Genomic DNA, 25,117 nt, shown 5'->3' on the forward strand with positions numbered 1-25,117 from the left:
GATCCAAAACGCTATGCCCCGGAGGATGCCACTGATGCTTTCGGCATGTCTACGGGTGACGATGTTGCTTCAGCGGAGTTGATCCAGACCGAGGCCGGCGGCCGACTGATGCAGGTCGACCTCGAAAACGAAATGCAGAAGTCCTATTTGGACTATGCAATGTCGGTCATTGTTGGGCGTGCGTTGCCTGACGTGCGCGATGGTTTTAAGCCGGTGCACCGTCGCATTTTGTACACGATGTATGACGGCGGCTACCGGCCTAATGCTGGTTTTTCGAAGTGTATGCGCGTCGTTGGCGACGTCATGGGTAACTTCCACCCTCACGGTGACGCTGCAGTGTATGACGCCTTGGCCCGCCTGGTGCAGCCGTGGTCGATGCGCTACCCGCTGGTTGCTGGCCAGGGTAACTTCGGCTCCCCCGGCAACTTGGGGCCGGCGGCACCGCGTTACACAGAGTGCAAGATGGCTCCGATGGCCATGGAGATGGTGCGCGACATTGACGAGGACACCGTTGACTTCATGGACAACTACGATGGTCGTTCCCGCGAGCCCGTCGTGTTGCCGTCGCGTTTCCCCGCCCTGTTGGCTAACGGCTCTGAAGGCATTGCGGTGGGCATGGCCACCCGCATTCCGCCGCACAATCTGCGCGAGCTAAATGATGGTATTCAGTGGTACTTGCAGAACCCGGAGGTTTCTCGCGAAGAATTGCTGGAAGGCCTGATGGCGCGCATCAAGGGTCCGGACTTCCCCACCGGGGCAACGATTCTGGGCCGCTCGGGGATCGAGAAGGCGTACCGTACTGGGCGCGGTTCCATCGTGCAGCGCGCGGTGGTAAATGTCGAGGAAATTCATGGTCGGCAGTGCCTGGTAGTTACCGAACTGCCCTACCAGGTAAACCCGGACAACTTGGCAGAAAAGATCGCCCAGCTGGTAAAGGATGGGCAGATCAGCGGCATTGCTGACATTCGCGACGAAACTTCCGGTAGGTCGGGCCAGCGCCTGGTCATCATTTTGAAGCGGGACGCCGTTGCGAAGGTTGTGCTCAACAACCTGTACAAGCGCACTCAGCTGCAGGATTCATTCCCGGCCAACATGCTGGCTCTGGTAGATGGCGTGCCACGCACCCTGTCTTTGGACGGCTTCATCAAGCACTGGGTGGACCATCAGATCGAAGTGATTCGCAGGCGCACTCAGTTCCGGTTGAACAAGGCTTTGGAACGCCTGCACATCTTGGAGGGCTACTTGAAGGCCCTCGACATGTTGGACGAAGTGATTGCGCTGATCCGCCGCTCGCCCACTGTCGATGAGGCTCGCGAAGGTTTGATGGACCTGCTAGATGTCGATCAGATTCAAGCCGATGCGATCTTGGCCTTGCAGCTGCGGCGACTGGCCGCCCTCGAAAGGCAGAAGATTATCGACGAGCACAGTGAACTGAAGGCTCGCTGTGATGACTACCGCGACATTTTGGCTTCGGATGCCCGCCAGCGTTCCATTGTCGGCGAGGAACTGGGCCAGATTGTCGAAAAGTATGGCGACGAGCGTCGTACCCAGATCTTGCCCTTCGATGGCGAGATGAGCATGGAAGACCTGATTCCTGAAGAGGACGTGGTGGTCACCATTACTCGTTCGGGTTACGCCAAGCGTACGCGCATGGACCAGTACCGGTCTCAGCGGCGCGGCGGCAAGGGCGTGCGCGGGGCTCACCTTCGTTCGGACGATGTGGTGGAACACTTCTTCACCACGACCACGCACGATTGGCTGCTCTTCTTCACTAACTTTGGACGCGTCTACCGCGTGAAGGGTTACGAATTGCCCGAGGGCGGTCGCGACGCCAAGGGACAGCACGTCGCTAACCTGTTGGCCTTCCAACCGGACGAACATATTTCGCAGGTACTGCAGATCAAAGATTACGAGCAGGCGGATTACCTGGTGCTTGCCACTAAGCGTGGCCTCGTGAAGAAGACGCGGCTGAGCGAATACGATTCGAATCGTTCTGGCGGCATCATCGCGATCAATCTTCGCGAGGACGCCGAGGGCGTGTCTGATCAACTAGTGTCGGCGGTGCTGGCAAACGCGCAAGACGACCTGATTATGGTGTCGCGAAAGGGCCAGTCGCTGCGCTTTACCGCGTCGGATGAGGCGCTGCGTCCAACCGGGCGTGCCACTTCGGGGGTAACAGGTATGCGCTTCCGCGACGACGATGAGCTGCTGGCTATGCGCCGCGTGGAAGATGACGCGGACTTGTTCGTCCTCACCGAGGGCGGCTACGGCAAGCGCACCTCGCTAAGCGAATATCGCGTACAGGGCCGTGGCGGCCTTGGTATTAAGGTGGCAAACCTTGTTGAAGCACGCGGTGACCTGGTGGGCGCCCTAGTTGTTGGCGAAGGCGACGAAGTGATGGTCATGATGCACGGCGGCAAGGTGGTTCGCTCTAGAGTTGACGAGGTTTCGCGCACTGGCCGTAACACGCAGGGCGTGATCTTCTCTAGGCCTGACAAGCGCGATTACGTGATCGGTATGACGCTCAACTCCGAAACTATCGAGGAAGAGGACGAGGCGGAAGCCGAAGCAACTGATAACAAAACAGAAACTGATTCCGCACAAACCGGCCCTGCCCGGCGCGAAGCTGACGAAAAGCTGGCAGAATCGGAAAACGAATCCGAAGATGAGGAGAACTAATGAGCACCGACGTGGAACAGCCGGCCACTGACGGGCCCCGTCAGGTAGACCTGGTCGTATCGCGCATTGATCCGTGGACCATTATGAAACTGACATTTCTGCTGTCGGTTGCTTTTGGCGTAGCCATGATTTTGGCGGCCCTGGTTATTTGGCTGCTTCTGAATGGCTTGCAAGTGTTTAGCTCTGTGCGCAACTTCGTCGAATCGATTGATTCCGAGAACACGTTGGGATCGCTAATCGAAATGATGAAGCTGCCGCGCGTGTTGGGACTAACTACCGTGTTTGCGGTTTGCAATGCCGTACTACTAACTGCGCTGGCCACCATTTCGGCCTTCCTCTACAACATCGCAGCCACTTTGGTTGGTGGCGTGAAGCTGACGTTGATGGACGAATAAGCTGCTAAAAGTAAGGGACCCGCACAGTTAACTGTGCGGGTCTTTTACATGGTGGGCGTCACCAAGAAGGCGGCACTATGTGATACCCATAACTGAATGCGAAATCAGTTTGTCTTTGGTGCCTTTAGTGGTTTATAGTCTAACGGTGTCGCAGTTGCGACGGCGGGCTTATAGCTCAGTTGGTTAGAGCGCTTCCCTGATAAGGAAGAGGTCGCTGGTTCGAGTCCAGCTAAGCCCACAGGCCGCGAAAGCGGCTTTTCTTATGAGGGGCTATGGCGCAGCTGGTAGCGCATCTGCTTTGCAAGCAGAGGGTCGCGGGTTCGAGTCCCGCTAGCTCCACCCAGTAACTCGCGGTTAGGTATTCCTTTCCGCGAGCTTTTTATATCCAGGTGCATTAGTCGGGTGGGCACCGCAATAGCATTAAAAAATTACAGAATCTCTAATCTTTTCCTCATTTTGTCTACAATAGGGTTATGTCGACTAGGAGGTGTGACCATGGGCGATGCTAGAAATGACGGATTTAATAGGATCCTTGGCGGTAGGCCGGAAATTGCACTACGAAAAAAGAAGACCGGGGGAGCCCGCAAAGCGGTAACCATCAATGATGTGGCCCGTGAAGCTGGAGTTGCGCCCTCGACAGTGTCTAGGACGTTTTCTAGGCCCGGTCGCGTAAATGCGGAAACGGCCGAAAGGGTACGTGAGGCGGCCAAACGACTGGGCTATCGTACCGGTCCCATTTCGAGGGCGGTTTTCACCCCCGTAAATAAGATGCTCGCAATAGTCGTCCAGGACATCTCTAATCCGTTGTTAGCGGAGGCTGTGCGCGGCTTTATGGCTAGGGCCGCGAAGCTGGGTTACATGGTAATGATCGTGGATTCCCTAGAGGATAGTCCGAAGCAGCGCACTTCCATGGAGCGGGTACTAGCTATGGCCGACGGGGTGGCGCTTACGTCGTCGCGCATGTCGGATTCGGCAATTAGGCAACTGATCAAGGTGAAGCCGGTTGTGACGATCAACAGGGCGGTGCAGTCTATTCCGTCGATTGTCACTGACACACGAGCGGGTATGCGCTATGCCGTGGAGCATCTGGCCTCGCTGGGGCACAGGCGGCTGTCCTACCTTGCTGGGCCCGAAAACGACTGGGCGGACGGAGTGCGGTGGAGAGCGCTCCTGAAGGCTTGTGAAGCTTTGGGCATCCGTGGTCGGCGTACCAGTCCGCAACCGCCCACGGTCGAGGGCGGGTATGCGGCAGGCAAGGAATTGCTGCATTCGGAAGCTACCGGGGTTATTGGTTATAACGATGTGATGTCTGCGGGTTTGATTCGGTTCTTGCGCGAGAACGGCAAGTCGGTGCCGGAGGATGTTTCTGTGGTGGGTGTTGGCAACACCATTGCGGCTACCCTATCTGTACCGCCGCTGACGGCCGTGGCTTCGTCTGCCTACACCATGGGGGTAACCGGTGCGTCGATGCTGATCGGGCAGATTCGGAAGCATGGGGCCGCGCAGGTACCGGCCATGGTGTTACCTATGAAGCTGATAGAGCGTGCCTCTACAGGCCCTGTAAAGGCGTAGCAGCAATACCAGTAGCACCCTTTAACTACCTTCGTTTTCGCTGCTAATTTTCCACCAACCGTGCATTAAGAAGTGGTGAGAGGTGGTACAAAGTGAGATTCTTGCAGTTAAAGCTCGAGATCTTCGAAATACATGAGAAGATTAAATAGCTTTAACAAAAAAGATAGGATCCATAGTGAATTCGGAGAAGAAGACCGGCAGTCGTCCTCAAATTGTCACAGAGGCACTGCGCATAGCGCGCAAACCGATTATCTCGATTCACCCAGGCCTGATCCCCGGAATTGACGTTGCCGATACCGGCCGAAAATTCCCCACAAATAAGACCGTGTTTGCGGTGGCACTCGCGTTCATCGTAGGCATCGTCGGGTGGGCCGGCGTTGCCCCAGAAAATCTGAAGACGGTAGGCACCACCGTGCAGTCCTGGCTCATTGGAAATTTTGGTTGGTTGCTGAGCACGCTCATGGTGGTGTGCATAATCTTCATGTTGGTGATCGGTTTTGGACCAACGGGTAAGATCCGTTTAGGAGCCGACGACTCTGAACCCGAATACTCCACCACCTCCTGGATTTCGATGCTTTTCGCCGCAGGGCTGGGCATTGGCCTGGTCTTTTATGGCCCAATGGAACCGTTGCAGCATTTCTTGACCCCGCCTCCGGGAACCCCGGATGGGCAGGGCTCGGAAGCGGTTTACACGGCAATAGCGCAGGCACTTCTACACCAGGCGTCGTTGGCTTGGGGCGTTTACGCCATGGTTGGTGGCGCCATTGCCTATTCGGCATACCGGCGAGGCCGACTTCCCCTTATTTCGGCCCTATTCGAACCAGTATTCCCTGATGGATCCAATCGCGTCCTAGGCAAGATTATCGATATTTTGGCTGTGTTGGTGACCATATTGGGAACCGCGACTTCGTTGGGTATTGGAGCCCTGCAGATTCGCACGGGCACTTCCTTCCTTACCGGAAAGTCACTTGAAGGCAACACCTTTGTCGTGGTGATCATGGTTCTTTTGACGATCCTGTTCACCTTCTCGGCCGTCAGTGGCATCAAGCGCGGCATTCGGTTCCTATCCAATTCGAACATGGTGCTGGTAGTTGTATTGGCCCTGTTTGTGCTGATCTCCGGTCCTACCGTGTTCTTGCTCGATGCGATTCCAGCTTCCCTCTATTCGTTTGTTGACAGCTTCTGCCGCATGTTGGCGTTGAACGCTTCCCAGGGCCAGGATGCGAAGGAGTTCGTGACCACCTGGACCATGATGTACTGGGCATGGTGGATTTCCTGGTCGCCGTTTGTTGGCACGTTTATCGCCAAGATTTCTAAGTCGCGCACGTTGCGCGAGTTCGTTTCGGTAGTCATTTTTGTTCCGGCCGGGATCTCAGCTATCTGGTATGTGCTGTTGGGGGGTACCGCAATTCGCATGAATATGAATGGCACTGGCCTGCAAATCAAGGGGTCAGGAGAAAACGTCATGTTCGATCTGCTGGAGCGGTTGCCACTCAGTACGATTACCGAAATTGTGGTTCTGCTTGCAGTGGTCATCTTCTTCGTCACTGCCGCTGATTCTGCAACCAACGTGGTCGCATCCATGTCTCAGACTGGTCGGCCTAACCCAGCTACCGTAGTGACCGTGGTGTGGGGCGTCGCCCTCGGAGCGGTAGCAATCGCACTGCTGCTTGCCGGTGGGCAGGATGCCCTGTCCGGTTTACAAGCAATGATGGTTACTTTCTCGCTGCCATTCGCCGTGGTACTACTGGGCGTCATGATTGCCTGGGCGAAGGATCTACGCAATGACCCGTACATGATTCGCAGAGCCTACGCCCGGCACGCGATCGCGAAGGGCGTACACTCCGGCATTGAAGAATACGGAGACGATTTCGTGTTCGGAACTTCTGAGGTGCCTTCTGGCGAGGGCGCGGGGGCTTCTACAGACTACGACAGTGCCGACCCGTCTTTATCCGAGTGGTACACCGAGGTAGATAGCAAAGGGGCAGTCAGCTCCGGGGGTACGGACACGCCAGAAGGACAGAACCAAAATGAGGGTGAAAATAGGTGAAATATTAGCTGATGGTTCCTACTCCTCTAAGGAATGTAACGTGTGTCGATTCTTCGGTAGGCGAATGGCCTCAGCTAGGAAGATTACGATCAGGAGTACAGGGGGGACTAGCCAGAAGTATCCGGCGCTGATCTGGTGTGGGGTGGGCCCGCGTCCCGCCACTGCCGGAGTAGACATTAGCCTGCCAATTATCGTTGCAACTACGATGGAGCAAAGATAGGGGCTCAACTCCCGCAATCTGAGATTACGCAACAGGGCATCCCCTCCACCATAGTTGTTCACCACGAACCGGAGGGCAGTGTCGCGTTTACGCGCCAAAGCAAGACCCGTCCCTATTAATACGACACTAAGAATGAAGCCCACAGCTAAAACTGCCAAAGATAATTTATGCAATGAAGAGGTGTTCACACTAGTGGGTTCGGTTATTGCTATTGACGGGGAAACCGCACTCGCCGCTCTTCTGAATATAGTCTGTCTGGATAGAGATTTTCTCGCGAAATCTGGAATGTATACCCATCGATCAGGTCCAGGTAAGATACCGGCATTTTTCAAGCGTGGATTATCAGGATCGGCTATCCAGTCGGGCAGATTAGCTTGACCAATTCTGTAATTTATTTTATCTCCGATATTTGTTTGAGTTAGAATATTAGCTTTATCTGAAAAATTGTCGAAACCTAGAATATAAAAATCACTATCGCCCTGACTCTGACGTAGTTCAGGTGAACTATCGCCGACTTGGACGAGGGTACTGCGTTGAGTGTTCAAGAAACTTAAAATACCAATGAAACCGCGGCAGTCAGTTAATGACTTACCTTGATTGTTGCATTTAGTGTATTTTTCAGAAGCTATACGGACGAGCTTTTGGGACTCATCGGGAAGCACAAAAACAACGGCATTTCTCATGATGTCAGGAAATTGTTTTTGTAGATAAGCGACATGGGCGGGACTGACATGTTCAATAGTCATGTAGTCGTCCCCATCTGGTTTGCCGTAGTCTAAGGCATTGGCATGCCCCTGAAAAGAGATTGCTACCAGGGTAGTGATTGCAATAGCTATGGCAACCATAGGGGCAAGAGTAATAGTGGCAGCCGAGGTGACCATACCTGCCTCCCGCAATGGTTTGCCGATACTAACCCATGATAAAGCATACGCGAGTAGGGCGGCGCCCGTTACCGCCATAATGATCGATGGGAAATACAGGATTGATGTATGTGTGACGGCAAACCAGATTGCAACAGCAGCGATTGCAAGAAGCGCAACACCGAACACCACAATGGTCTTCAGAGAGCTATTTTCAACTCTTACTAGCGGCTTGTGGCGCCTCCTGTTACGCCATTTATGGTAGACGAATAATATTACGGACGAAATAAGTATGGTTGCAAAAACTCGGATGTAACAGGCGTATACACTACTTGGCTCGTAGGCTGTCCAAAGCTGATCGAAACTTTGGCCTATGTAACCGCATGGGAGCCACATACCTAGATGAGCAAACAGGCCCCCAAGCGTGACACTACAGATTAGTAAGAAAGAGATCATTCCGGCAGATAACAGCCATGACTGGCGCCTTTCCAAGCCTATGGAGCAAAGCGCTTGGATGGTTGTAGTAGCCGCGCGGTTAGCGGTATTGATACCTGCTACAAGAAGTGTAATAGTGGCTAGCAATAATACTGCCGATAGTACCTGCCAACTATTCAAAAGTGCACTCTTTTCACCCCGGAGTAGGTAATCTACAGCTCCTTCTACTGAGTTCACACGAATTAATCCTAAGCGTGTATCAGAGAGAAGATTTTCATTTAGCTCAGGATCGACATTGGTTAGCCACGTAGTAGCGTCCTGTTGCTCCTCTTCACTCATCTCTTGAACAGCAAATTGTTCACTTATGTGTGCGGGGAGAAGTGCAATACCTACTACATCGAAAGTATTATTATTAATCCGTATCCTATCGCCGACCTCAGCCTGTAATGCTTTTGCAGTTGCGCTTGAGAGTACTATTTGTCGGTTACGTCTCTGTCTGCGTCCGTCGATTAATATCCCGTATGCAAAGTTGTCGCCGGCATGTATAACGGTAGCGCTCGTGGAACGCGTACCTCTTTCGAAAATCTCACTCGTGCGAGTGACGGGTAGTAATTCTTTCTTATTGACATTTTGGAGTAAACGGGCTCTGGATGTAGAATTTGTAGTTCCAATCCGATACTGTTTACCACCGTAAGTTGCATAGACGTCTTTTTCAATAGTATTGACAAAATTACTGTGTAACATACCAGAAAGGGATGCGCATAGAGACAGAAATAATAACGCTAGACAAAGTGTCGTAGCTATTCGGAAATGTTGCTGAATAAAGCCCACCGCAACTTTTACCTGCAGGTTTCGAGCTATTTTTTTTCGATTAGTTTGCATTCTGACACTTCCAACACTCTGTCAGCAACATCAGCTACCGCTGGGTCGTGGGTGACAGTGATTATGCATACGTCGAGTTCATGTGCTAATTCGCCGAGTAATTCAGCTATGGCGTTCGAAGAGTCCTTGTCTAAGGCGCCTGTCGGTTCGTCAGCTAGGATGACCTTTGGTTTGTTCGCTAAAGCTCTAGCAATTGCGACTCTCTGCGCCTCGCCTCCAGAGAGCTGATCGGCGCGTGAGTCGGCTATATTCCCTAGCCCCAGACGCTGCAATAATTCGGCTGCAGTATCAGGGTTGTGGTCGAGCGTACCCGCAACTTGCTGCGCCAGCCGAATGTTGTCGCAGGCGCTGAGGTAGGGAATTAGCCGGTAGTCCTGGAATACGCGAGCCAGTACCTTCCCACGGAGGTCTTTTAGTGCGAAGTCGGAAACCGGTTTTCCCGCTATCTTCACGACTCCTTTTTCGGGATTTAAGGAGCCGTCCAGCAGATTCAGCAACGTAGTCTTCCCCGACCCGGAAGGGCCCATAACCACGTGAAATAAGCCGGATGCGAATTCGGCATCCATATTCGCGAAGATTGTTCGAAGTCGCTGAGCGTCGGGAAAATGGAACGATATTCCAGAACACGTAATCATGAATTATCCGCAGGGCTATCGGTGGGCTTGGTCAGTACGGGCGTATCTGGCCTGCCATGAACCCCACTTTGCCGCCCAACTGGTGCTGTGTTTCCGGCCAGTGTCATAGAACCATCCAGAAGTGTAGTCGGGCCTGACAGGGATGACCATAACAACTTGGACCTTAGTGTCCCTAGCGATAGAAGAGCAGACTCCCTCCGCTTGCTGAGATCCTCCATTCGTGTTTAACCAAGCTTTACAACTTGATCCTAATGCTGACGCGTCGATAGTGGATGCAGCAGCAAATCCGCCTGCCAACACAGCTGTGCCAGCAAGAGTGGTTGCGAGCTTACGACCTATTGTCGATCTCATTTCAAACTCCTTTGTTCTTTTGGTTAGGTGCAAGGGCATCTTCCTGCAAATCCGGCGGAGTGAGCTCCCTTGTATTGCGAGAATAGCGAGGTGGATTCATCCTCGCATAACGTTAAAAGACTCTAATGCGGCAGAATTTCCCGCACGGTCTTCTACCTAGTCGATGGCAGCACCCGACATAGCTGGTAACAGGAAAAATGTCGGGTGCTGATAGAGGCGCGATCTTTGGGGTAGGGTCAGACTCCCAGTTTCGCCCTCAACCAGCGGGCCCCCATCATGGAAGCATCCGTTACCCCAAAATCGGGTAGGTAGGCGCGCCCGATGGCAAACCCGACCGCGGGGAGCTCAGCAACATCCGGCACCAGTAGATACATGGGTTCGTATGCGGGCTGAAACTTTGCTTTAAACCTCGCTAACGACCTGAACCCATAGACCGGCTCCAGCATGCGCCCAACCCGGTCTAAAGAATCGGACAGGAATGCGCGTTCTTGAATCTCGCTCTGTTCTGCGCTTGCCGGCGCTGGAGCCAATGGCGCCCCCGACAAAGACACGAACTCCAGGCCGGCCTCTTGGCAAGCAATAGCCTGTTCGACCAGCAGTAATTCGATGACCTGCTTAAAGCCGCCCTCACGTCTACGCATCACGTCCAAGGTGCGCCCCACCAACACTCCGTCGCGATATACGGGTAGCCACGAAGTCACTCCATGAATGGTGCGATCGTCATCGACAGCGATCAGCAAAGACACTGCCGGATCCTCCAACTCGGCTACCCCACCCAGAGTGAAATGCATTTCCGGCAAAGCTTTACCTTCGACCCACTGTGCGCAAATTGCCCGTATCTGGTCGCGTCCGCCCTCGGGAAGATCCGCCCACGTAACCTCTTCGACATGAACGCCCTCGCGCGCAGCCCTGTTCTTTGCGGTACGCAAATCCTGATACTTCTTGCCCACTAAAGTAAACGATTCCATGGGTACCACAGCCTCTTCAGCCACGCGCACCGCCGTCCACCCCAGGTCTTGGGCTGCTTTCGCTACTTTCGCATGGGTGGAATAGAGGGCGGGAATCCACCCATTCTTTTGTGCAAATGCCCCAAACTCGTGCACAATTCGAGCCGTGTCTACCACCTTGCCTACGGGGTCTGCGGTGGCCAGCGCTACGCCCTCGACCACTCGGTAGCCCCATCCGGCCTCACCCATCCGGTCGATCCACGGCTGGTTGCCCGCCCACGTCGACATCCACGAAAGGGAACCGCCGCCCTCGGTGACTAGGCGACGCAGGTGAGCACCCGCATCCTGTTCTTCTGGACGCACGAAGAAGCGCTCTGAAGGCACCACCTGGCCGGTTGCTGCAAAGGTGCGCCACAGCAAAATAGTAAGTGCGATTGCCAACAGCTGGGCGGGCGCCCCCGCGATGAGCTGCACGAAGCTTTGCGGGGCTGACCAGGCGCGCGGTTCCAGGGCGTACAGCAAAGTCAGTACGATCAGCCCGGTAACAATGATGAGCGCCGCCCGTTTGGCAGCCAACTGGTAGGTGCCGGTTCTGGCGCGCACTTGGAAGGAACGGTGCGTGCATAGAAGCAGGATTAGCGCGCACACACTGATCCCGATCTGGAAGTACAGGGGAGGCAGGGCGGAAAGGATGTGGTGGGACGGGAAAACGACGTCAGCGGGCACAAGGTGTACCCACACCAGGCCGCGCACAATGGCGAACAATTGTGTAAAGACCGCAATAAACCAGGCCGCCCGGCGTGAACGGGACAGGCCATCCGCCAGCGCAATAAATAGTAGGAAAAGGGCGACGTGGTGCAAGATAGGCGAGATGGCCCCACCGCTGGCGCGCGCCAGTTCCACCGCGCAGGACGGGTCGGCTATGCGAGTGGTGATAGAAGAAAAACCGTTCGGGAAACAGTGGTTCGCCAACGAAATGGGTCGTAGGCGCGACACAAAAATTAGTCGTTCGATCTGCGCCATAGGGCCGGCCGGGTGTCGAAAAATGGCGCTGATTAGGCCGGATGTTCCTAGCGCGGCGATGATGATGGCAATGTTTGCGGGAATGTCTGCCCGCGCCCCCATGGGCTTACCGCGGCGACCGCCCGCGGCGGGGGTGTAGCCGAAAGCCAAGCCGGCTAGTGCCGCCCCGATTCTTACGACCTCGACTAGGTTCCCGACTATCAGGCAGAGCACGGTCAGGGTCACGAAAGTGGCAACGCGAATGCGGCGGGAGCCGACGCGGTCCACGCGCCAGATAGTTGCCATAAGGATGGCGATTACCCACGGGGACATGGAGATGACTGTTTCATCCACTAGGACCGCGGATTTGGTGAGCCCTACGGCAAAGAGGGCGAATACCACTGCGGCACCAAAGATGATGCCGCATAGTTGGCCGCCAACGGCGATTAGAGCAAGTCGCCACGATCCAAGCCGCGGCTCGGCCCATGCGCCCACCGCCAGTGCAAATGAGGTGGCCAGGAGCAGAGCTAATCCATCAGAGGTGGTAAAAACTGCCACCAACGGGCGGGACCAGCCGGGGATGTGAGTTACCTGGGCTAGTGGGCCGCCGGTTGAGGCGGCCGGGCCTATCCCAAGACCCACGGCCAACCCCACGTTGGCGATCCACCCAATAGCCACCAAGGTGAGGGTGGCGGGACAGTGACGCAGAGCGTTTAAGATCTTGCTCATCGCTGTTCCTTTTCTAGTTCTAGTTGTTGCATCATCCATGGCCACTGCGATTTCAGCAGCGTTCGCCACACGGCCCACGAGTGCCGCCCGGAAGTGTAAACAATGTTGCCTACGGCTATCTTTTTCTTCTTTGCTAAGGCGTGTATGCGCCTAGTTTTTGGCCCCGAGAAATCATCTTTCACTCCGAGGCCGAAACGCCCACTTAGCTGCGGGTAGGACCGCTGAGCCAACAGTGGTTCAATCTGGTAGCGAGCCCACTGGTCCGTGTTGGAAGCGAACGCGTTTTTAATGGTGTAGGCGCGCGTGAAGAGTTTTTGTTCCGCTTCGCCAGACATGTCGAAGAAATGTCTGTAGGCGGTTGGATCTTGCAGTGCGAACTGCACGGCGCAAGTACCCCCGAAGCTGACTCCCACCACCATCCACTGCTGGGGGCTGTCCGCTGCGGGCAGATTTTTCTTTACCCAGGCAGGAATATCTTTCGTGGCGTAGGTAGACGCGTTGCCCCGAACCGAATCGGCACACAGGGTGTTGAAGGTGGTCGCGCGGGTTACATCAGCCAACACCAGGATGGGAGCCACGCCGCCGTGGGTGGCGGCGTACTGTTCCGCTATTTGCGGGCCGGTTCCCAGCCTCACCCAATCATTCGGAGTACCCGGAATTCCAGGCAGCATGACCACTACCGGCAGCTTTGGGGGGTTTGACCCCAACGCGGCGGGTGGCAGGTAAATGTTCGCCGCCCTCGCTTTGAATCCGGAGCGTGCCCCCGGAATGCGCACCTGGGTAAGGATTCCGTGCCCGGAAGCGATGGCTCTTGCGGCACTTGCTTTACCCTTGCCCGGTTTTAGGTGCAGATCGGTCCACTTGACTGTCTGGATGGAGCCCCGCCCCAGGAAAGCGGAAAGGGTGGGGTAGGCCTGGTAAACCTCATTTGTGCCTAGACTCGCGCCCACCGCAAACAGCGCCACCGCAACAATTGCACCGAGGATGCGTGTCGCCCTCCAGGCGGGTCTTCCTTTTCGCACGAGGGCGAAACCCAGTAACACAAGGTCAGTTCCAGCCAGAAAGATCCAGGCGTAGACATGCCAATCTAGGCCATCTGGAAACGGCACCCACACGTAGTCCATTGCGATCCAGGTGCCGGTGGTAGCGAGCGCGCCCACGGCCAATGCCCAAAGTAGAGCTTTGCCGAGGCGACGCAGTGGAGCTGCAAGAAACAGGGCAAAAAGTGTTGCCAGAGCCAACAAAAGCCAGGCTAGCCAAAGCGCGCCGGAACAAAGCAGATTAGCGTCCCGCACCTTATCTCCTATTCGTTGGGGGGCTCCCGCCCGGCAATTCAAAACATCTAAAACTAGTCGCTATTATCTGTGTGAATCCTGAGGATTTACTATTATTTCTGAAGAAAAGTGCGTTTTGTGGTCTTTATCGACCTCGAATCGAGCTGAATGCAGGGAAGGTAAAGGTTGCTGCCCTAGCTCAAGCTGTAGGGTAAGAAGTGCTCAGCGAGCACGTAGAAGGGGGAAACGTGGCGGATCCAAAAAAGGATGGGCCAGGCAAACTGACGCGCCGCGAGTTGCGCCTGCAACGGCAGAGCCGCAACACAGCCGCTTCCAAGTCGGGGAGTGGCCCCGAGTCGACCCCTAGAACTGGCAATCCCACTGGCGCGGCGTCCCGCCCTAGCAGGACTACGTCCTCGAAAAGCACGTCTTCGCGGCTGTCGCATCCGAAACGGTCGGGTGCGCACACGCCGCCTCCCTCGTACCAGCCGAAGCAAAAAGGCACTTCTACCCGTTCCGACAAGTCGGTGCAAAAGCGCAACAAAAAAACCACTAGGTCGTGGCCGAAACGGCTTGGCATCGGGCTCCTTGGCGCTTTCCTATTAGGCATCATTGCTGCTGGCACTACATTCCTGGTCGCGTACGTAACCATGGATATTCCGGGGCCAGACAAGTTGGCCCGGGCCCAAACCTCTACCGTTTACTTTGCCGACGGCAAGACTGAAATGGGCAAGTTCCAAACCCAGAATCGGCAAATCATCGACGCCAGTAAGCTGCCGGATTATATTGGGCACTCCGTCGTCGCTTCGGAAGACTCCACTTTCTTTGAAAACAACGGCATCGACGTTAAGGGCATCGCAAGAGCCCTGGTAAACAACGTCATGGGCAAGCCGCGGCAGGGTGCTTCAACCCTTTCCCAGCAGTACGTCGAAAACTACTACACCGGTTCCACGAACAACGTACACGGCCTGCGCGCCTACCTGGCGAAGTTCAAAGAGACCATCTTGGCGTTGAAGATCAACCGGGAACAGTCCAAGGACGAAATCCTGGGCAACTACCTAAATACCATCTATTGGGGTCGCGGCGCCTACGGGATCGAGGCAGCATCTCACGCGTACTTCAACAAACCCGCTGCTGAGCTGACCCCATCCGAGGCGGCACTTCTAGCTGGGATCATTCCCGCACCCTCTTCCTGGGATCCCGCAATCGACCCAGAGATGGCCCGCCAGCGGTGGGATCGGGTCGTGGATCGACTAGTTGAAGGTAACTGGATTCGGGCCGAAGAAGCCAAAAAGATGGCCTTCCCGAATGTGGCTCCCCCGCATCAGGTACAGCCATCCCTTACCGGCACCAATGGTTACCTGTTAGCTCACGTGCGTTCCGAAATGCGTCAGAAGGCCGGCTACACGGACGAGCAAATCGACACTATGGGCTTACAGATCGTCACCACCATCCAACCAGACCGGCAAAAAGCCGCCGTTGACGCGGTGAACAACCTTCCGGCGGATCGGCCGAAGCAGCTTCGCACAGGCCTGGTGTCGGTAGACCCAGAAACTGGCGGGATCGTTGCTGAATACGGCGGTGCCGACTTCCAGAAAGTACAGAGGTCGGCTGCCTTCCAGGACAATGCCATGGCCGGTTCTACTTTCAAGCCCTTCGCGCTGATCGCCGCGCTGCAGGGCGGCGATTCAATCTATTCCACAGTGGACGGGTCTTCCCCCATGGCATTAGGGGCCGCCAATGTTTCCAACTATGCTTCCATCTCCTTTGGACCGGTCACCTACAAGAAGGCCACCCAATATTCGATCAACACCGCATACGTGCGCATCAACCAAAAGGTTGGGCCAGCCACCACCAAGCAAGTAGCAATCGATGCGGGCTACCCGGAAAACACCCCGGGCCTAGACGAATCACCCACCAACGTGCTGGGCTCGTCCTCGCCGCACACAGTGGACATTGCCACCGCATATTCCACCATCGCCTCGCGCGGCGTGCGCCGTGACGCGCACATCGTTGACCAGGTCAAAGACAAGGCAAACGACGTGTTGTACAAGGCCGACACTGCTGGAAAACGGGTGTTTGACGAAGACATAATGGATCAAACCACCGAGGCGCTGCAAGCCGTAGTACGCGGCGGCTCCGGCGACAAAGCCCAAGCCCTGGGCCGTCCCGCAGCAGCCAAGACTGGCTCCTCTGAGGAAAACCGCTCTGCCCAATTCGCCGGTTTTGTGCCCCAGCTAGTCACTGTCGTGTCTATGTACCAGGTGGGCGAGGACGGATCCGAACAATCCATCACCCCATTCGGTGGGGTGGGGGAAGTAACCGGCTCAACCTGGCCGGCGCAAGTGTGGACCTGGTACATGCAGGACGCGCTAGCGGACACTCCCGTCCAGCAATTCGAAGGATGGGCGCCGGCTTCTAGTAGCAGGCAGGCTCCCGCCCCCGCCCCGGCTCCTGCGCCCAGTCAGCAGGAACAGCGGTCTGAAAGCCCCAGCCCTTCGCCCTCGGAAGAGGTCACTGAAAGCACCATCGAAGAAGAGCCTGACCAGCAACACGAAGAAGAACATAAGCAGCAAGGCCGCCAGTCCAGCCCTTCGCCCTCGCAAAGCGGCGGACGGCGCCAATAATGTGGCAGGCTCCGCCCAAAAAAGGGGTAGTAAGTCGGCGGCGAAGCCGTTAGACTAAACACTTGGCTGTACTTTGCACCCGCAAAGAAGGCCAACGCAGACCCTCCTGTCACGGAAGGACCGTGACCGTTTAGACCAAAGGAGGTGGGTTATCAATGCGTGAGTATGAACTCATGGTCATCCTGGACCCGCAGCTCGACGAGCGTGCGGTCCCCGCATCCATGGAAAAGATCACCAAGTTTGTAACCAACAATGGTGGTTCCGCGGAAGTTGACGTTTGGGGCAAGCGCCGCTTGGCCTACGAAATTCTGAAGCACTCCGAAGGCATCTACGTGGTCATCAAGCTGAAGACCACCCCCGCCGACGCTAAGGAACTCGACCGTCAGCTCACTCTGAACGAAACCGTTCTTCGCACCAAGCTGATGCGTTTGGACAACAAGTAGTAACCCGATAGAACCAACGGAGGAATCATGGCCGGAGACACCGTAATAACGGTAGTAGGAAACCTAACCGCTGACCCGGAACTCAGGTTCACGGCATCTGGCGCGCCCGTCGCGTCGTTCACGATCGCCTCCACTCCCCGCCGGTACAACCGTCAGTCAGGGCAGTGGGAAGATGGCGAAGCCCTCTTCATGCGCTGCTCCCTGTGGCGGCAGGCAGCAGAAAATGCTGCTGACTCGCTACAAAAAGGTATGCGCGTCATTGCGCAGGGGCGGTTGCAGCAGCGCTCTTATGAAACCCGCGAGGGTGAGAAGCGTACTGTCGTCGAAATGCAAGTAGACGAAATCGGCCCCTCACTAGCCTTCGCCACCGCAAGGGTGGAACGCTCCCAGCGGGGCGGATCCGGCTTTGGTGGCGGCCAAGGCGGCTACGGTGGCGGCCAGCAGAACCAGGGCGGCTACGGTGGTGGCCAGCCCCAAAACTATGGGCAGCCAAACCAGGGTCAGGGATTCGGTTCTAACGCAAGCTACAATGCGCCAACCGGCGGTTCGCCCGAAGATCCGTGGAGCACCGGCGGAGCACAAGCCGGCTCCAGCTTCGACGACGCACCCCCGTTCTAAAGCGCAAAGGGCACACAGCCCAATTTCCAGGATTCCGCCCTCGTTAGAGGGCTGCCGCAAGGCAACAGACCATAAGGAGAAGGCATGGCAAGGCAGCAAAAGGCTCGCACTGTTAAGCCAATTAAGAAGAAGGCGAACCCGTTCCGGGGCGTCGAAAATGTAGTAATCGATTACAAGGACACCGCTCTGCTGCGCAAGTTCATTTCGGACCGCGGCAAGATCCGCGCCCGTCGCGTGACCGGTGTTTCCGTACAGCAGCAGCGTCTAATCGCCAAGGCCGTCAAGAACGCCCGCGAGGTCGCACTGCTTCCGTACTCGTCGTCCGGCCGCTGATAGGAGGGGAACAATGGCAGCACAGACAAAAGTCGTACTAAACGTTGACGTCCCGAACCTAGGCGTTACTGGTGACGTTGTAACCGTTCGCGCAGGCTACGCACGTAACCTGCTGTTCCCGCGTAACTTGGCCTCCAAGTGGACCCCGGGTGCACAGCGTCAGATCGATCAGATGCAGGCAGCTCGCCGCAAGCGCGAAATCGCCTCGATCGACGATGCTCGCGCAATCCGCGATGCACTGCAGGGCTCCGAGGGCGTTGTCATCTCTAAGAAGGCAACCGACACCGGCCGTCTGTTCGCGTCCGTGTCCACTGCCGAGATCGCTGCTGCGGTCAAGGAACAGCTGGGCCAGACCATCGATCGTCGTGGCGTCTCTTGGGAAGCCCCGATCAAGAGCACTGGTTCTTACAAGGTGAACGTTTCCCTTCACCCCGAGGTCGACGCGACCTTGGCAGTAAAGGTTGACGGCGAATAGTTTTTATTCAGCATTACGGCCCGTGAGCGTTTAGGCGCCCGGGCCGTTTTGCTATCCCGGTGGCGCGTTTGTTTACTCCGCGAAAGCACATCTAATTGCCTAGAGCACTTGGATTGGTTGAAAGCACATGGAAATGCGTACCGGGAGGCATGCTTTCGACGTGTTGGTGTGCTTTTGGCGCAGACCAGCCAGGAAGCTCCAGCTTTATAACGCAAAATTGCGTCCCGGATCTAGGGGGCGTCGGTCCCGGTAGGGTAAGAGTATGGATCAGACGGTAATTGACCGGGCGCGCGGCGCCCTTCTTGGGCAACTCGTCGGCGACGCATTTGGCGCCCAAATGGAGTTCATGAGTCCCGAAGAAGTCAAGGATCAGTTCGCAAATCATACCGTCATGGGGCCATCTGCCGTCCACGGGACCATAGCGGGTCAGATCACTGACGATTCTGAGATGGCGCTCTGCCTGGCTCGCTCGATCATTGCCGAGGGCGAATATTCTTCGGCTGCAGCTTTTGCGGCGTATCGGGAATGGGGGAATTCGCAGCCCTTCAGCATGGGCATGGCCACCCGTTCCGCACTGGCAGGCAGACGCTCAAAGGAGACCCAGGCCAATGGCGCTCTCATGCGTATTAGCCCGCTTGGCATTTACGGCTGGCACGCGCCGTTGCACAAGGTGGGCACGTGGGCCGCCACCGACGCCGCACTAACCCACCCGCACGCGGTAACGCGCGCAGCCAACTCGCTCTACGCCATGGCAATCGCACTTGGCGTACGCGGCCGCAACGCGGCGGAAATCTACCGAATGACACTCACCTGGGCGAAGGAAATGCGCGTGCCTGATCCGGTCCTAACCGCCCTGGTCCGGGCACAAGACAGCCTTCCCGAAGACTTTGTGACCCACCAGGGGTGGGTGCTGATCGCCCTGCAGAATGCGTTCTACCAGCTGCTGCACGCCCCCTCGGGGCAGCGATCCGTACGCGACTCCGTATTGCAAGGGGGCGACACGGACACGAACGCCGCCATTGCTGGAGCGTTAGCCGGCGCCGCCGGAGCAAGCTTTCCGGGGGAATGGGTCGATACCGTCCTAGATGCCAGGCCCACCGGACAGGTGAAGTATCCGCGCCCGCAGACCTTGTGGGCAGCAGATGCGCTCCAAATTGCCGATCAGCTGGCCCACCTAGGAGCAGCCCTGTAACATCCTGAAGGTCCAAGCTAGCAGAGTTCAGAGTCATTACAGGTAGAGAAGCAAGTAGATGCTGACAATACTCGTCATGGAAGTAAGGTATGAAGGCAGTTATGCGTAATTAGGGGGATAAGTACTCCTTGTGGAGGTAACTAGCAGCACGCCTCCGTCGAGCAGAGTCGGTACTGAATGTAGTCAATTTGCTGAAGCTGCGATAGCTGATTACGTTTTTTCAGACCAGAAGCCCACAGCTGTGATTGACCGTGAGCTAGCTAAGATTATTGAAAAAGATTATGCGGCGATCAAGCGCGAAAGCGAGCAAAGACAGTTGCGAGAGGATGACGTTGCACTTATGGCACGAATGGGAAATGCTTCCCGCGGAGCAAATAAGTACTGTAGAGAGAAGAAATAATGGCCAACAAAGACGCGGGCCGGTTCAGCCCTTCGGCGGCATCGACGCTGCTAGTGAAGATCGGTATCGGCATTTACATTTTTTCGCTGATCATGCGCACACTCGGCTCGTATCTAATTAACTGGGGCGACGGTCAGGTTGGATCCGCAAAGCCACTGGGAGCCGTGGTCAGCTTCTTAGTGGGGGAGCTGCAGGCACTCTCGCTGCCAACGGTTGCCACGGTCTGCATTATTGCGGCGATCGTCATCCGCCACTGCTCGCACCGGTAGGCTTACCCTTCGGCGTTACGCATCCACTTGCTGCCACGCGCCCTCAATGCCAGGACCACAGCGCGCGCCCCGAACATGATAGCCGCATATCCGATCCAAACCCATACCAGATTAGTTCCGGCGTGGTTGCCGCTAAGGATCCACCCGTAAGAGGGCGCCGTCGCGGGTAAGGACTGCCCGCCCGCCAAAGCTGCCGACCAGGCGTTGCCAAAGTGGGCGATTGTTAGGGCGGCGGGAGCGTACACCGCCAACACCACCACGTAAGAGGCGGCCATGTACTTGGAATCATTCGCCCCGATTAGTACTCCGTCAAGCATGTAAACCACTCCGGCCAGCGGTTGCATCAGCCCGGCCACGATCAGTCCAATTGCGGTAGCCATCAGCACCTGCTGGTCAGAGGAATAAATGCGGCCGATTACAGGCGAGCCCACAATGATTATGGCCCCCAGTAGAACACCTACGCCCGCACCCCACGCTAGACAACGGGCAAGCACCGCCTTCACCCGGTCGAAGTTACCAGTACCTAAAGCGTGGCCTGTTAGTGCCTGCGCGGCGATCGCCAGAGCGTCCAGGCTGAAAGAGGACAACGCCCAAATAGAGTTGATCACCTGGTGCGAAGCTAGGGTCAGGTCGCCTAGGCGGGTGGCTGCGCTAACGGTTAGCACGCCACACAACTGCAGTGCGAGGGACCGAATCAGTAGTGGTAGCCCAGAAAAACCAGATTTTCTAATACCCTCAATCGATGGGCGGACAGACACGCCCTCGCGCCTGGCCCCCCGGTAAACAATCAGGCACAGGGCGACGGCCATACCAGTTTGTGCTAGTGCCGTACCGATGCCGGCACCCCGGATACCAAGGTCAACCCCGTAAATTAGGGTGGCGTTCAAACAAACGTTTGCCAGGGCGCCTAGTGTGGCCACAACGAACGGCGTGCGAGTGTTGAGCATGCCGCGCAGGGTGCCGGTGGCAGCCATGACCGTAAGCATGGAAATGAGGCCGGGTGCTGCCGCCCGCAAGTAGATGCCGGCGTACTCGGAAGCAGCGGGGGAGGCACCAAAGAGGGAAGCCAGTTGGGGAGCGGCGGCCAATAGCACCAGTGCGAGCAGCAAGCCGATGCCAGCTGCAAGCCACATCCCGTCGATGCCGCCGCGCAGTGCGCCTTTCTTGTCCCCAGCTCCCAGGCGCCGCGAAGTCAGTGCCGTGGTGGTGTAGGCCAGGAAAATGCACATGCCGACGAACAGGTTCAAGATGATGGTGCCCACCGCCATGCCGGCTAACTGCTCCGTACCTAGGTGGCCGACCATGGCCGAATCAGCCATGGTCATAAGTGGTTCTGCTACCAGTGCGCCGAGGGCGGGTATCGCCAGTTCTAGGATTTGTCGGTTCAGGGTGCTCTGGCGCGGCTTGTCCACTTTTCCTCCGAAATTGGTTATCCACAGCCTGTGTATAAAGCTGTGGACTTTTTAGCCGGTGAAAGCCGGTTTACCTGCTTTACTGTGGTTCTATCAGCAGTTTTTGTCCACACGCTTTCCACAGGGTGGGAGATTTTATCCCCAAGAACTCCACAATAGTGGCCAGCTTATCCACATGCCAGCCGGAAGCAGCTTGGTTTTTTCCGTCCTCTTGTTCGATACTTAGAGCAAAGTGTCTTCCAGGGGGTATACATGGCTGAAGAGTCCGCTTACGATCGCGTTCCGCCTCACGACAATGATGCGGAGCAGTCCGTATTGGGCGCCATGTTGCTGTCTAAGGATGCAATCGCGGATGTTACCGAGCAGATGCGCGGTTCGGACTACTACGCCCCGAAACACGAGATCATTCACAACGCGATCATTGACCTGTACGGCCGGGAGGAACCCGCTGATGCCGTTACCGTTGCGGCGGAGCTAGAGCGTAAAGGCGACCTGAATCGCGTAGGTGGCGCCCCTTACCTGCACACTCTGACTACGGTCGTTCCTACCGCCGCCAACGCAAACTACTACGCCCGTATCGTTCGCGAGAAGGCGCAGCTGCGGTCGCTGGTAGATGTGGGTACCCGTATCGTGCAGCTGGGTTACAGTGCCGAGGGCGGCGATCCAGCCGAGATTATCAACACCGCGCAAAGCGAGATCTATGCGGTCACGTCGAACCGAACTGCCGAAGATTATGTTCCCATCTCGGACGCCATCGAACCACTGGTTGAGGAACTGGAGGCAATCGAGAACAACAAGGGCGAAGCCCAGGGGGTACCCACGGGATTCCACGATCTCGATCGCCTCTTGGGTGGCCTGCATGAAGGGCAGATGATCATTGTTGCTGCCCGTCCCGCAATGGGTAAGTCCACCCTGGCACTAGACTTTTGCCGGTCCGCTTCCATTCATCACGGGGTAGCTTCGGTTATCTTCAGCTTGGAAATGTCGCGCGGCGAGATCGCTATGCGTATGCTCTCTGCCGAAGCGCGCGTGCCCATGTCGAAGATGCGGCGAGGCGAGATGGAGAGGCAGGACTGGGTGAAGATTGCCGAGGTAATTGGCAAGACCGATGAAGCCCCCCTCTTTATTGACGATTCCCCAAACATGTCTATGACCGAGATTAGGGCAAAGTGTCGGCGGCTAAAGCAGCAGCATAATCTGGGGCTGATTGTGGTTGACTACCTGCAGCTGATGACTTCGGGCCGCGCCGTGGAATCGCGCCAGCAGGAAGTGTCTGACTTCTCGCGTTCGCTGAAATTGTTGGCAAAGGAATTGGGAGTGCCGGTTATTGCGGTAGCGCAGCTGAACCGTGGCCCCGAACAGCGCACCGATCACAAGCCGATGATGGCGGACTTGCGTGAATCCGGCTCGCTAGAACAGGACGCTGACGTAATCATGTTGCTGCATCGTCCCGAAGCGTACGAAGAGGATAACCGTCCGGGCGAGGCAGACATTATTGTGGCCAAGCATCGTAATGGTTCTACGGGCACTATTGCCGTGTCTTTCTTGGGACACTATGCTTCTTTTGCCTCACTAGGCCCAGAGGCTTAATCTCAAATAGTAAATACTTTATTGCGCGGCATTTTTTGGTAGTGGTATAAAAATATCATCCTATTTTATCTATCTAAAGGGATGTTATGCGCACTGAATTCGCTGCTTTGTCACACACCGCCACAGCTTCTTTCCAAGCTGTCGCGATGATGTGCGTTTCAGCTGCGCATATGTGTTTGATGCGCCCTTCGCGCTAAACTTTTCAGCCTTCGCCCAGGCATAATTAGGGCTACCCTCCACTCCGATTTTATTTAGCGGAGCTATATCCATTTTCTCTTTCTTTCCCAATTCAGGAGATTACTATGCTCATTTCTGGATTAATTCTAGGATTAATTCTAGGTTTCATATTCCAGCGAGGCCGATTTTGTGTCACCGGCGCTTTTCGTGACGTGTGGCTATCGCGTTCTACCAGGTGGTTTAACGCCTTCTTGCTAGCAATTGCGCTGCAATCTGTAATAGTCGTTGCGCTTGCGGGCCTTGGCATAGTGAGCCCTGAAGTCGATAAGTTTGCGCCCTTTGCGGTGTCGATCGGCTCCCTCCTATTTGGCGTCGGCATTGTCTTATCCGGCGGTTGCGCCACCGGCACCTACTACCGCGCTGGCGAGGGCCTCGTCGGCTCTTGGATCGCCCTGGTGCTGTACGCACTATCGTCGTCGGTGCTCAAGTTTGGCCTAGGGGCGGGGCTAACTAAGAAACTGCGCGGCGCCACCGTCAACGCAACCACGGTCTACGACACCCTAGGCGTGCCCTGGTGGGCGCTTTCGCTTCTTCTGGCAGTAGGGGTGGCATACCTGGTTATCCGCGAGCTTGCTGCCACTCCGAAGGTGGCAGCACTGCCGGCAAAGAAGACGGGCGTAGCACACTTTCTATTCGAAAAGAAGTGGCACCCTTACTTCACTGCCACCCTTGTTGGCCTGCTCGCTGCAGTAGCCTTCCCCCTGTCCAGCGCCACCGGGCGCAATGCCGGCCTCGGCATTACCACCCCCTCCGCCAAGCTGATCCAATTCCTGACCACCGCTGACATCAGCAACGTCGACTGGGGAGTGCTGTTAATTCTGGGGCTAATCCCGGGCTCTTACCTGGCAGCCAAGCTCTCGGGCGAATTCCGTGTTCGCGTCCCCGATGCGAGGACGGCGGTGCGGGCAGTGTGGGGCGGCCTGCTAATGGGCGTCGGTGCCGTGTGGGCAGGCGGATGCACTATCGGTAACTCGCTGGTAGACACGGCCCTGTTCGGCTGGCAGGGGTGGACCGCCTTCCTGTTCACCTTCCTAGGTGTGGGATTGGGCGCCCGCCTGTTCATCCAAAACCACACCCGCGCAGGGGCCGCCCTGCAGCCTCAGCCCGTTCTAGAAAACGCTTAAAGTAAAGGAAAAACATGAGCTTTTTAGGAATAAAATTCCCCACCAAAGAAAACAAGAAGACTCCCGCCCCGGTTCTTACGGGTTCGGAAAAGAGCTACCGCCTAGACGCTGTGGGCCAGGTGTGTCCTTTCCCGCTAGTAGAGGCTAAGAAGGCTATTGCCCAGATCAACAGCGGCGATTCCCTGCAAATAGATTTCGATTGCACGCAGGCCACGGATTCAATTCCCGCATGGGCTGCAGCGCAGGGCCACGAGGTGCTGGACTTCAAGCAGCTCGGAGAGGCTATTTGGACTATCACCTTGCGCAAAGCGTAGGTGTTGCGAAAAAGTGAGTGGCCAGGATCCGGGGGGAACCTGGCCACTCACC

The 25,117-nt window shown here is 56.2% G+C and carries 20 protein-coding genes and 2 tRNA genes; 17 read left to right on the plus strand and 5 right to left on the minus strand.

Features of this window, described 5'->3' with window-relative positions; genetic code table 11:
* The first annotated feature begins 45 nt into the window (after positions 1–45).
* The 6 genes from gyrA to AC1EKG_RS08285 all read left to right on the plus strand — a co-directional run bounded on the left by gyrA (position 46) and on the right by AC1EKG_RS08285 (position 6,696).
* Positions 46–2,679, plus strand: a complete 2,634-nt coding sequence (gene gyrA, locus AC1EKG_RS08260) for a DNA gyrase subunit A (RefSeq protein ID WP_048706458.1) — start codon at positions 46–48, stop codon at positions 2,677–2,679.
* The gene (locus tag AC1EKG_RS08265; protein ID WP_004807813.1) at positions 2,679–3,074 is read left to right on the plus strand and encodes a DUF3566 domain-containing protein; all 396 of its coding nucleotides are present in this window, start codon (positions 2,679–2,681) and stop codon (positions 3,072–3,074) included. The genes gyrA and AC1EKG_RS08265 overlap by 1 nt, the downstream gene beginning before the upstream one ends.
* Before the next feature lie 164 nt (positions 3,075–3,238).
* Positions 3,239–3,312, plus strand: a tRNA-Ile gene (locus AC1EKG_RS08270).
* A 28-nt stretch (positions 3,313–3,340) separates the two neighbouring features.
* Positions 3,341–3,413 (plus strand) — tRNA-Ala (locus AC1EKG_RS08275).
* Positions 3,414–3,569: 156 nt separating this feature from the next.
* Complete coding sequence (locus AC1EKG_RS08280) at positions 3,570–4,646, plus strand: LacI family DNA-binding transcriptional regulator (protein ID WP_481067817.1); 1,077 nt, start codon at positions 3,570–3,572, stop codon at positions 4,644–4,646.
* Positions 4,647–4,821: 175 nt separating this feature from the next.
* On the plus strand, positions 4,822–6,696 hold the full coding sequence (locus AC1EKG_RS08285; RefSeq protein WP_004807810.1) for a BCCT family transporter: 1,875 nt from the start codon (positions 4,822–4,824) through the stop codon (positions 6,694–6,696).
* 18 nt (positions 6,697–6,714) lie between these two features.
* Here the strand turns inward: AC1EKG_RS08285 and AC1EKG_RS08290 are convergent, their stop codons facing one another.
* From AC1EKG_RS08290 to AC1EKG_RS08305, 4 genes are all read right to left on the minus strand, one after another.
* A complete protein-coding gene (locus tag AC1EKG_RS08290; protein ID WP_481067818.1) occupies positions 6,715–9,093 on the minus strand; it encodes an ABC transporter permease in 2,379 nt (792 codons plus the stop codon).
* The gene (locus AC1EKG_RS08295; protein ID WP_167568381.1) at positions 9,069–9,728 is read right to left on the minus strand and encodes an ABC transporter ATP-binding protein; all 660 of its coding nucleotides are present in this window, start codon (positions 9,726–9,728) and stop codon (positions 9,069–9,071) included. Before AC1EKG_RS08295 ends, AC1EKG_RS08290 begins: the two co-directional genes overlap by 25 nt.
* A 587-nt stretch (positions 9,729–10,315) precedes the next feature.
* A complete protein-coding gene (locus AC1EKG_RS08300; protein ID WP_481067819.1) occupies positions 10,316–12,757 on the minus strand; it encodes a bifunctional lysylphosphatidylglycerol flippase/synthetase MprF in 2,442 nt (813 codons plus the stop codon).
* Complete coding sequence (locus tag AC1EKG_RS08305) at positions 12,754–13,998, minus strand: alpha/beta hydrolase (RefSeq protein WP_239181452.1); 1,245 nt, start codon at positions 13,996–13,998, stop codon at positions 12,754–12,756. The genes AC1EKG_RS08300 and AC1EKG_RS08305 overlap by 4 nt, the downstream gene beginning before the upstream one ends.
* Before the next feature lie 281 nt (positions 13,999–14,279).
* Here AC1EKG_RS08305 and AC1EKG_RS08310 point away from each other — a divergent pair, with 281 nt between their 5' ends.
* The 8 genes from AC1EKG_RS08310 to AC1EKG_RS08345 all read left to right on the plus strand — a co-directional run bounded on the left by AC1EKG_RS08310 (position 14,280) and on the right by AC1EKG_RS08345 (position 20,388).
* A complete protein-coding gene (locus AC1EKG_RS08310) occupies positions 14,280–16,658 on the plus strand; it encodes a transglycosylase domain-containing protein (RefSeq protein WP_239181451.1) in 2,379 nt (792 codons plus the stop codon).
* 155 nt (positions 16,659–16,813) lie between these two features.
* Positions 16,814–17,101, plus strand: a complete 288-nt coding sequence (gene rpsF, locus AC1EKG_RS08315) for a 30S ribosomal protein S6 (RefSeq protein ID WP_004807794.1) — start codon at positions 16,814–16,816, stop codon at positions 17,099–17,101.
* Between the two features lie 27 nt (positions 17,102–17,128).
* Positions 17,129–17,719 carry a single-stranded DNA-binding protein gene (locus AC1EKG_RS08320; protein ID WP_004807792.1) on the plus strand — a complete coding sequence of 197 codons (591 nt, stop codon included), beginning with the start codon at positions 17,129–17,131 and terminating at the stop codon, positions 17,717–17,719.
* 84 nt (positions 17,720–17,803) lie between these two features.
* Positions 17,804–18,052 carry a 30S ribosomal protein S18 gene (gene rpsR / locus AC1EKG_RS08325; RefSeq protein ID WP_004807791.1) on the plus strand — a complete coding sequence of 83 codons (249 nt, stop codon included), beginning with the start codon at positions 17,804–17,806 and terminating at the stop codon, positions 18,050–18,052.
* Between the two features lie 13 nt (positions 18,053–18,065).
* Entirely contained in the window at positions 18,066–18,527 is a 462-nt protein-coding gene (gene rplI, locus AC1EKG_RS08330; RefSeq protein WP_004807789.1) for a 50S ribosomal protein L9, read from the plus strand.
* A gap of 262 nt (positions 18,528–18,789) precedes the next feature.
* Positions 18,790–19,719: an ADP-ribosylglycohydrolase family protein gene (locus tag AC1EKG_RS08335; protein WP_004807787.1), complete on the plus strand. Its 930-nt coding sequence runs from the start codon at positions 18,790–18,792 to the stop codon at positions 19,717–19,719.
* Between the two features lie 241 nt (positions 19,720–19,960).
* Complete coding sequence (locus AC1EKG_RS08340) at positions 19,961–20,119, plus strand: hypothetical protein (protein WP_155855903.1); 159 nt, start codon at positions 19,961–19,963, stop codon at positions 20,117–20,119.
* The gene (locus AC1EKG_RS08345) at positions 20,119–20,388 is read left to right on the plus strand and encodes a hypothetical protein (RefSeq protein WP_004807784.1); all 270 of its coding nucleotides are present in this window, start codon (positions 20,119–20,121) and stop codon (positions 20,386–20,388) included. The genes AC1EKG_RS08340 and AC1EKG_RS08345 overlap by 1 nt, the downstream gene beginning before the upstream one ends.
* Before the next feature lie 2 nt (positions 20,389–20,390).
* On the opposite strand, the gene AC1EKG_RS08350 is transcribed toward AC1EKG_RS08345, so the two are convergent.
* Positions 20,391–21,800: an MATE family efflux transporter gene (locus tag AC1EKG_RS08350; protein WP_004807781.1), complete on the minus strand. Its 1,410-nt coding sequence runs from the start codon at positions 21,798–21,800 to the stop codon at positions 20,391–20,393.
* Positions 21,801–22,052: 252 nt separating this feature from the next.
* Between AC1EKG_RS08350 and dnaB the strand changes: the two genes are divergently transcribed.
* From dnaB to AC1EKG_RS08365, 3 genes are all read left to right on the plus strand, one after another.
* The gene (gene dnaB, locus AC1EKG_RS08355) at positions 22,053–23,390 is read left to right on the plus strand and encodes a replicative DNA helicase (protein ID WP_004807777.1); all 1,338 of its coding nucleotides are present in this window, start codon (positions 22,053–22,055) and stop codon (positions 23,388–23,390) included.
* 302 nt (positions 23,391–23,692) lie between these two features.
* Positions 23,693–24,751: a YeeE/YedE family protein gene (locus tag AC1EKG_RS08360; RefSeq protein ID WP_004807775.1), complete on the plus strand. Its 1,059-nt coding sequence runs from the start codon at positions 23,693–23,695 to the stop codon at positions 24,749–24,751.
* 14 nt (positions 24,752–24,765) lie between these two features.
* Positions 24,766–25,065, plus strand: a complete 300-nt coding sequence (locus tag AC1EKG_RS08365; protein WP_004807773.1) for a sulfurtransferase TusA family protein — start codon at positions 24,766–24,768, stop codon at positions 25,063–25,065.
* The last annotated feature ends 52 nt before the right edge of the window (positions 25,066–25,117 follow it).

The organism is Winkia sp. C0117E2, from assembly GCF_056590455.1.

Bases quoted from the DNA above. Each gene is read 5' to 3' on its own strand.
- AC1EKG_RS08280 (WP_481067817.1), top strand. From the start codon at position 3,570: ATGGGCGATGCTAGAAATGACGGATTTAATAGGATCCTTGGCGGTAGG.
- dnaB (WP_004807777.1), top strand. From the start codon at position 22,053: ATGGCTGAAGAGTCCGCTTACGATCGCGTTCCGCCTCACGACAATGAT.
- AC1EKG_RS08360 (WP_004807775.1), top strand. From the start codon at position 23,693: ATGCTCATTTCTGGATTAATTCTAGGATTAATTCTAGGTTTCATATTC.
- rplI (WP_004807789.1), top strand. From the start codon at position 18,066: ATGGCAGCACAGACAAAAGTCGTACTAAACGTTGACGTCCCGAACCTA.
- AC1EKG_RS08290 (WP_481067818.1), bottom strand. From the start codon at position 9,093: ATGCAAACTAATCGAAAAAAAATAGCTCGAAACCTGCAGGTAAAAGTT.
- AC1EKG_RS08295 (WP_167568381.1), bottom strand. From the start codon at position 9,728: ATGATTACGTGTTCTGGAATATCGTTCCATTTTCCCGACGCTCAGCGA.
- AC1EKG_RS08265 (WP_004807813.1), top strand. From the start codon at position 2,679: ATGAGCACCGACGTGGAACAGCCGGCCACTGACGGGCCCCGTCAGGTA.
- AC1EKG_RS08320 (WP_004807792.1), top strand. From the start codon at position 17,129: ATGGCCGGAGACACCGTAATAACGGTAGTAGGAAACCTAACCGCTGAC.
- AC1EKG_RS08365 (WP_004807773.1), top strand. From the start codon at position 24,766: ATGAGCTTTTTAGGAATAAAATTCCCCACCAAAGAAAACAAGAAGACT.
- AC1EKG_RS08345 (WP_004807784.1), top strand. From the start codon at position 20,119: ATGGCCAACAAAGACGCGGGCCGGTTCAGCCCTTCGGCGGCATCGACG.
- AC1EKG_RS08335 (WP_004807787.1), top strand. From the start codon at position 18,790: ATGGATCAGACGGTAATTGACCGGGCGCGCGGCGCCCTTCTTGGGCAA.
- AC1EKG_RS08300 (WP_481067819.1), bottom strand. From the start codon at position 12,757: ATGAGCAAGATCTTAAACGCTCTGCGTCACTGTCCCGCCACCCTCACC.
- rpsF (WP_004807794.1), top strand. From the start codon at position 16,814: ATGCGTGAGTATGAACTCATGGTCATCCTGGACCCGCAGCTCGACGAG.
- gyrA (WP_048706458.1), top strand. From the start codon at position 46: ATGTCTACGGGTGACGATGTTGCTTCAGCGGAGTTGATCCAGACCGAG.
- rpsR (WP_004807791.1), top strand. From the start codon at position 17,804: ATGGCAAGGCAGCAAAAGGCTCGCACTGTTAAGCCAATTAAGAAGAAG.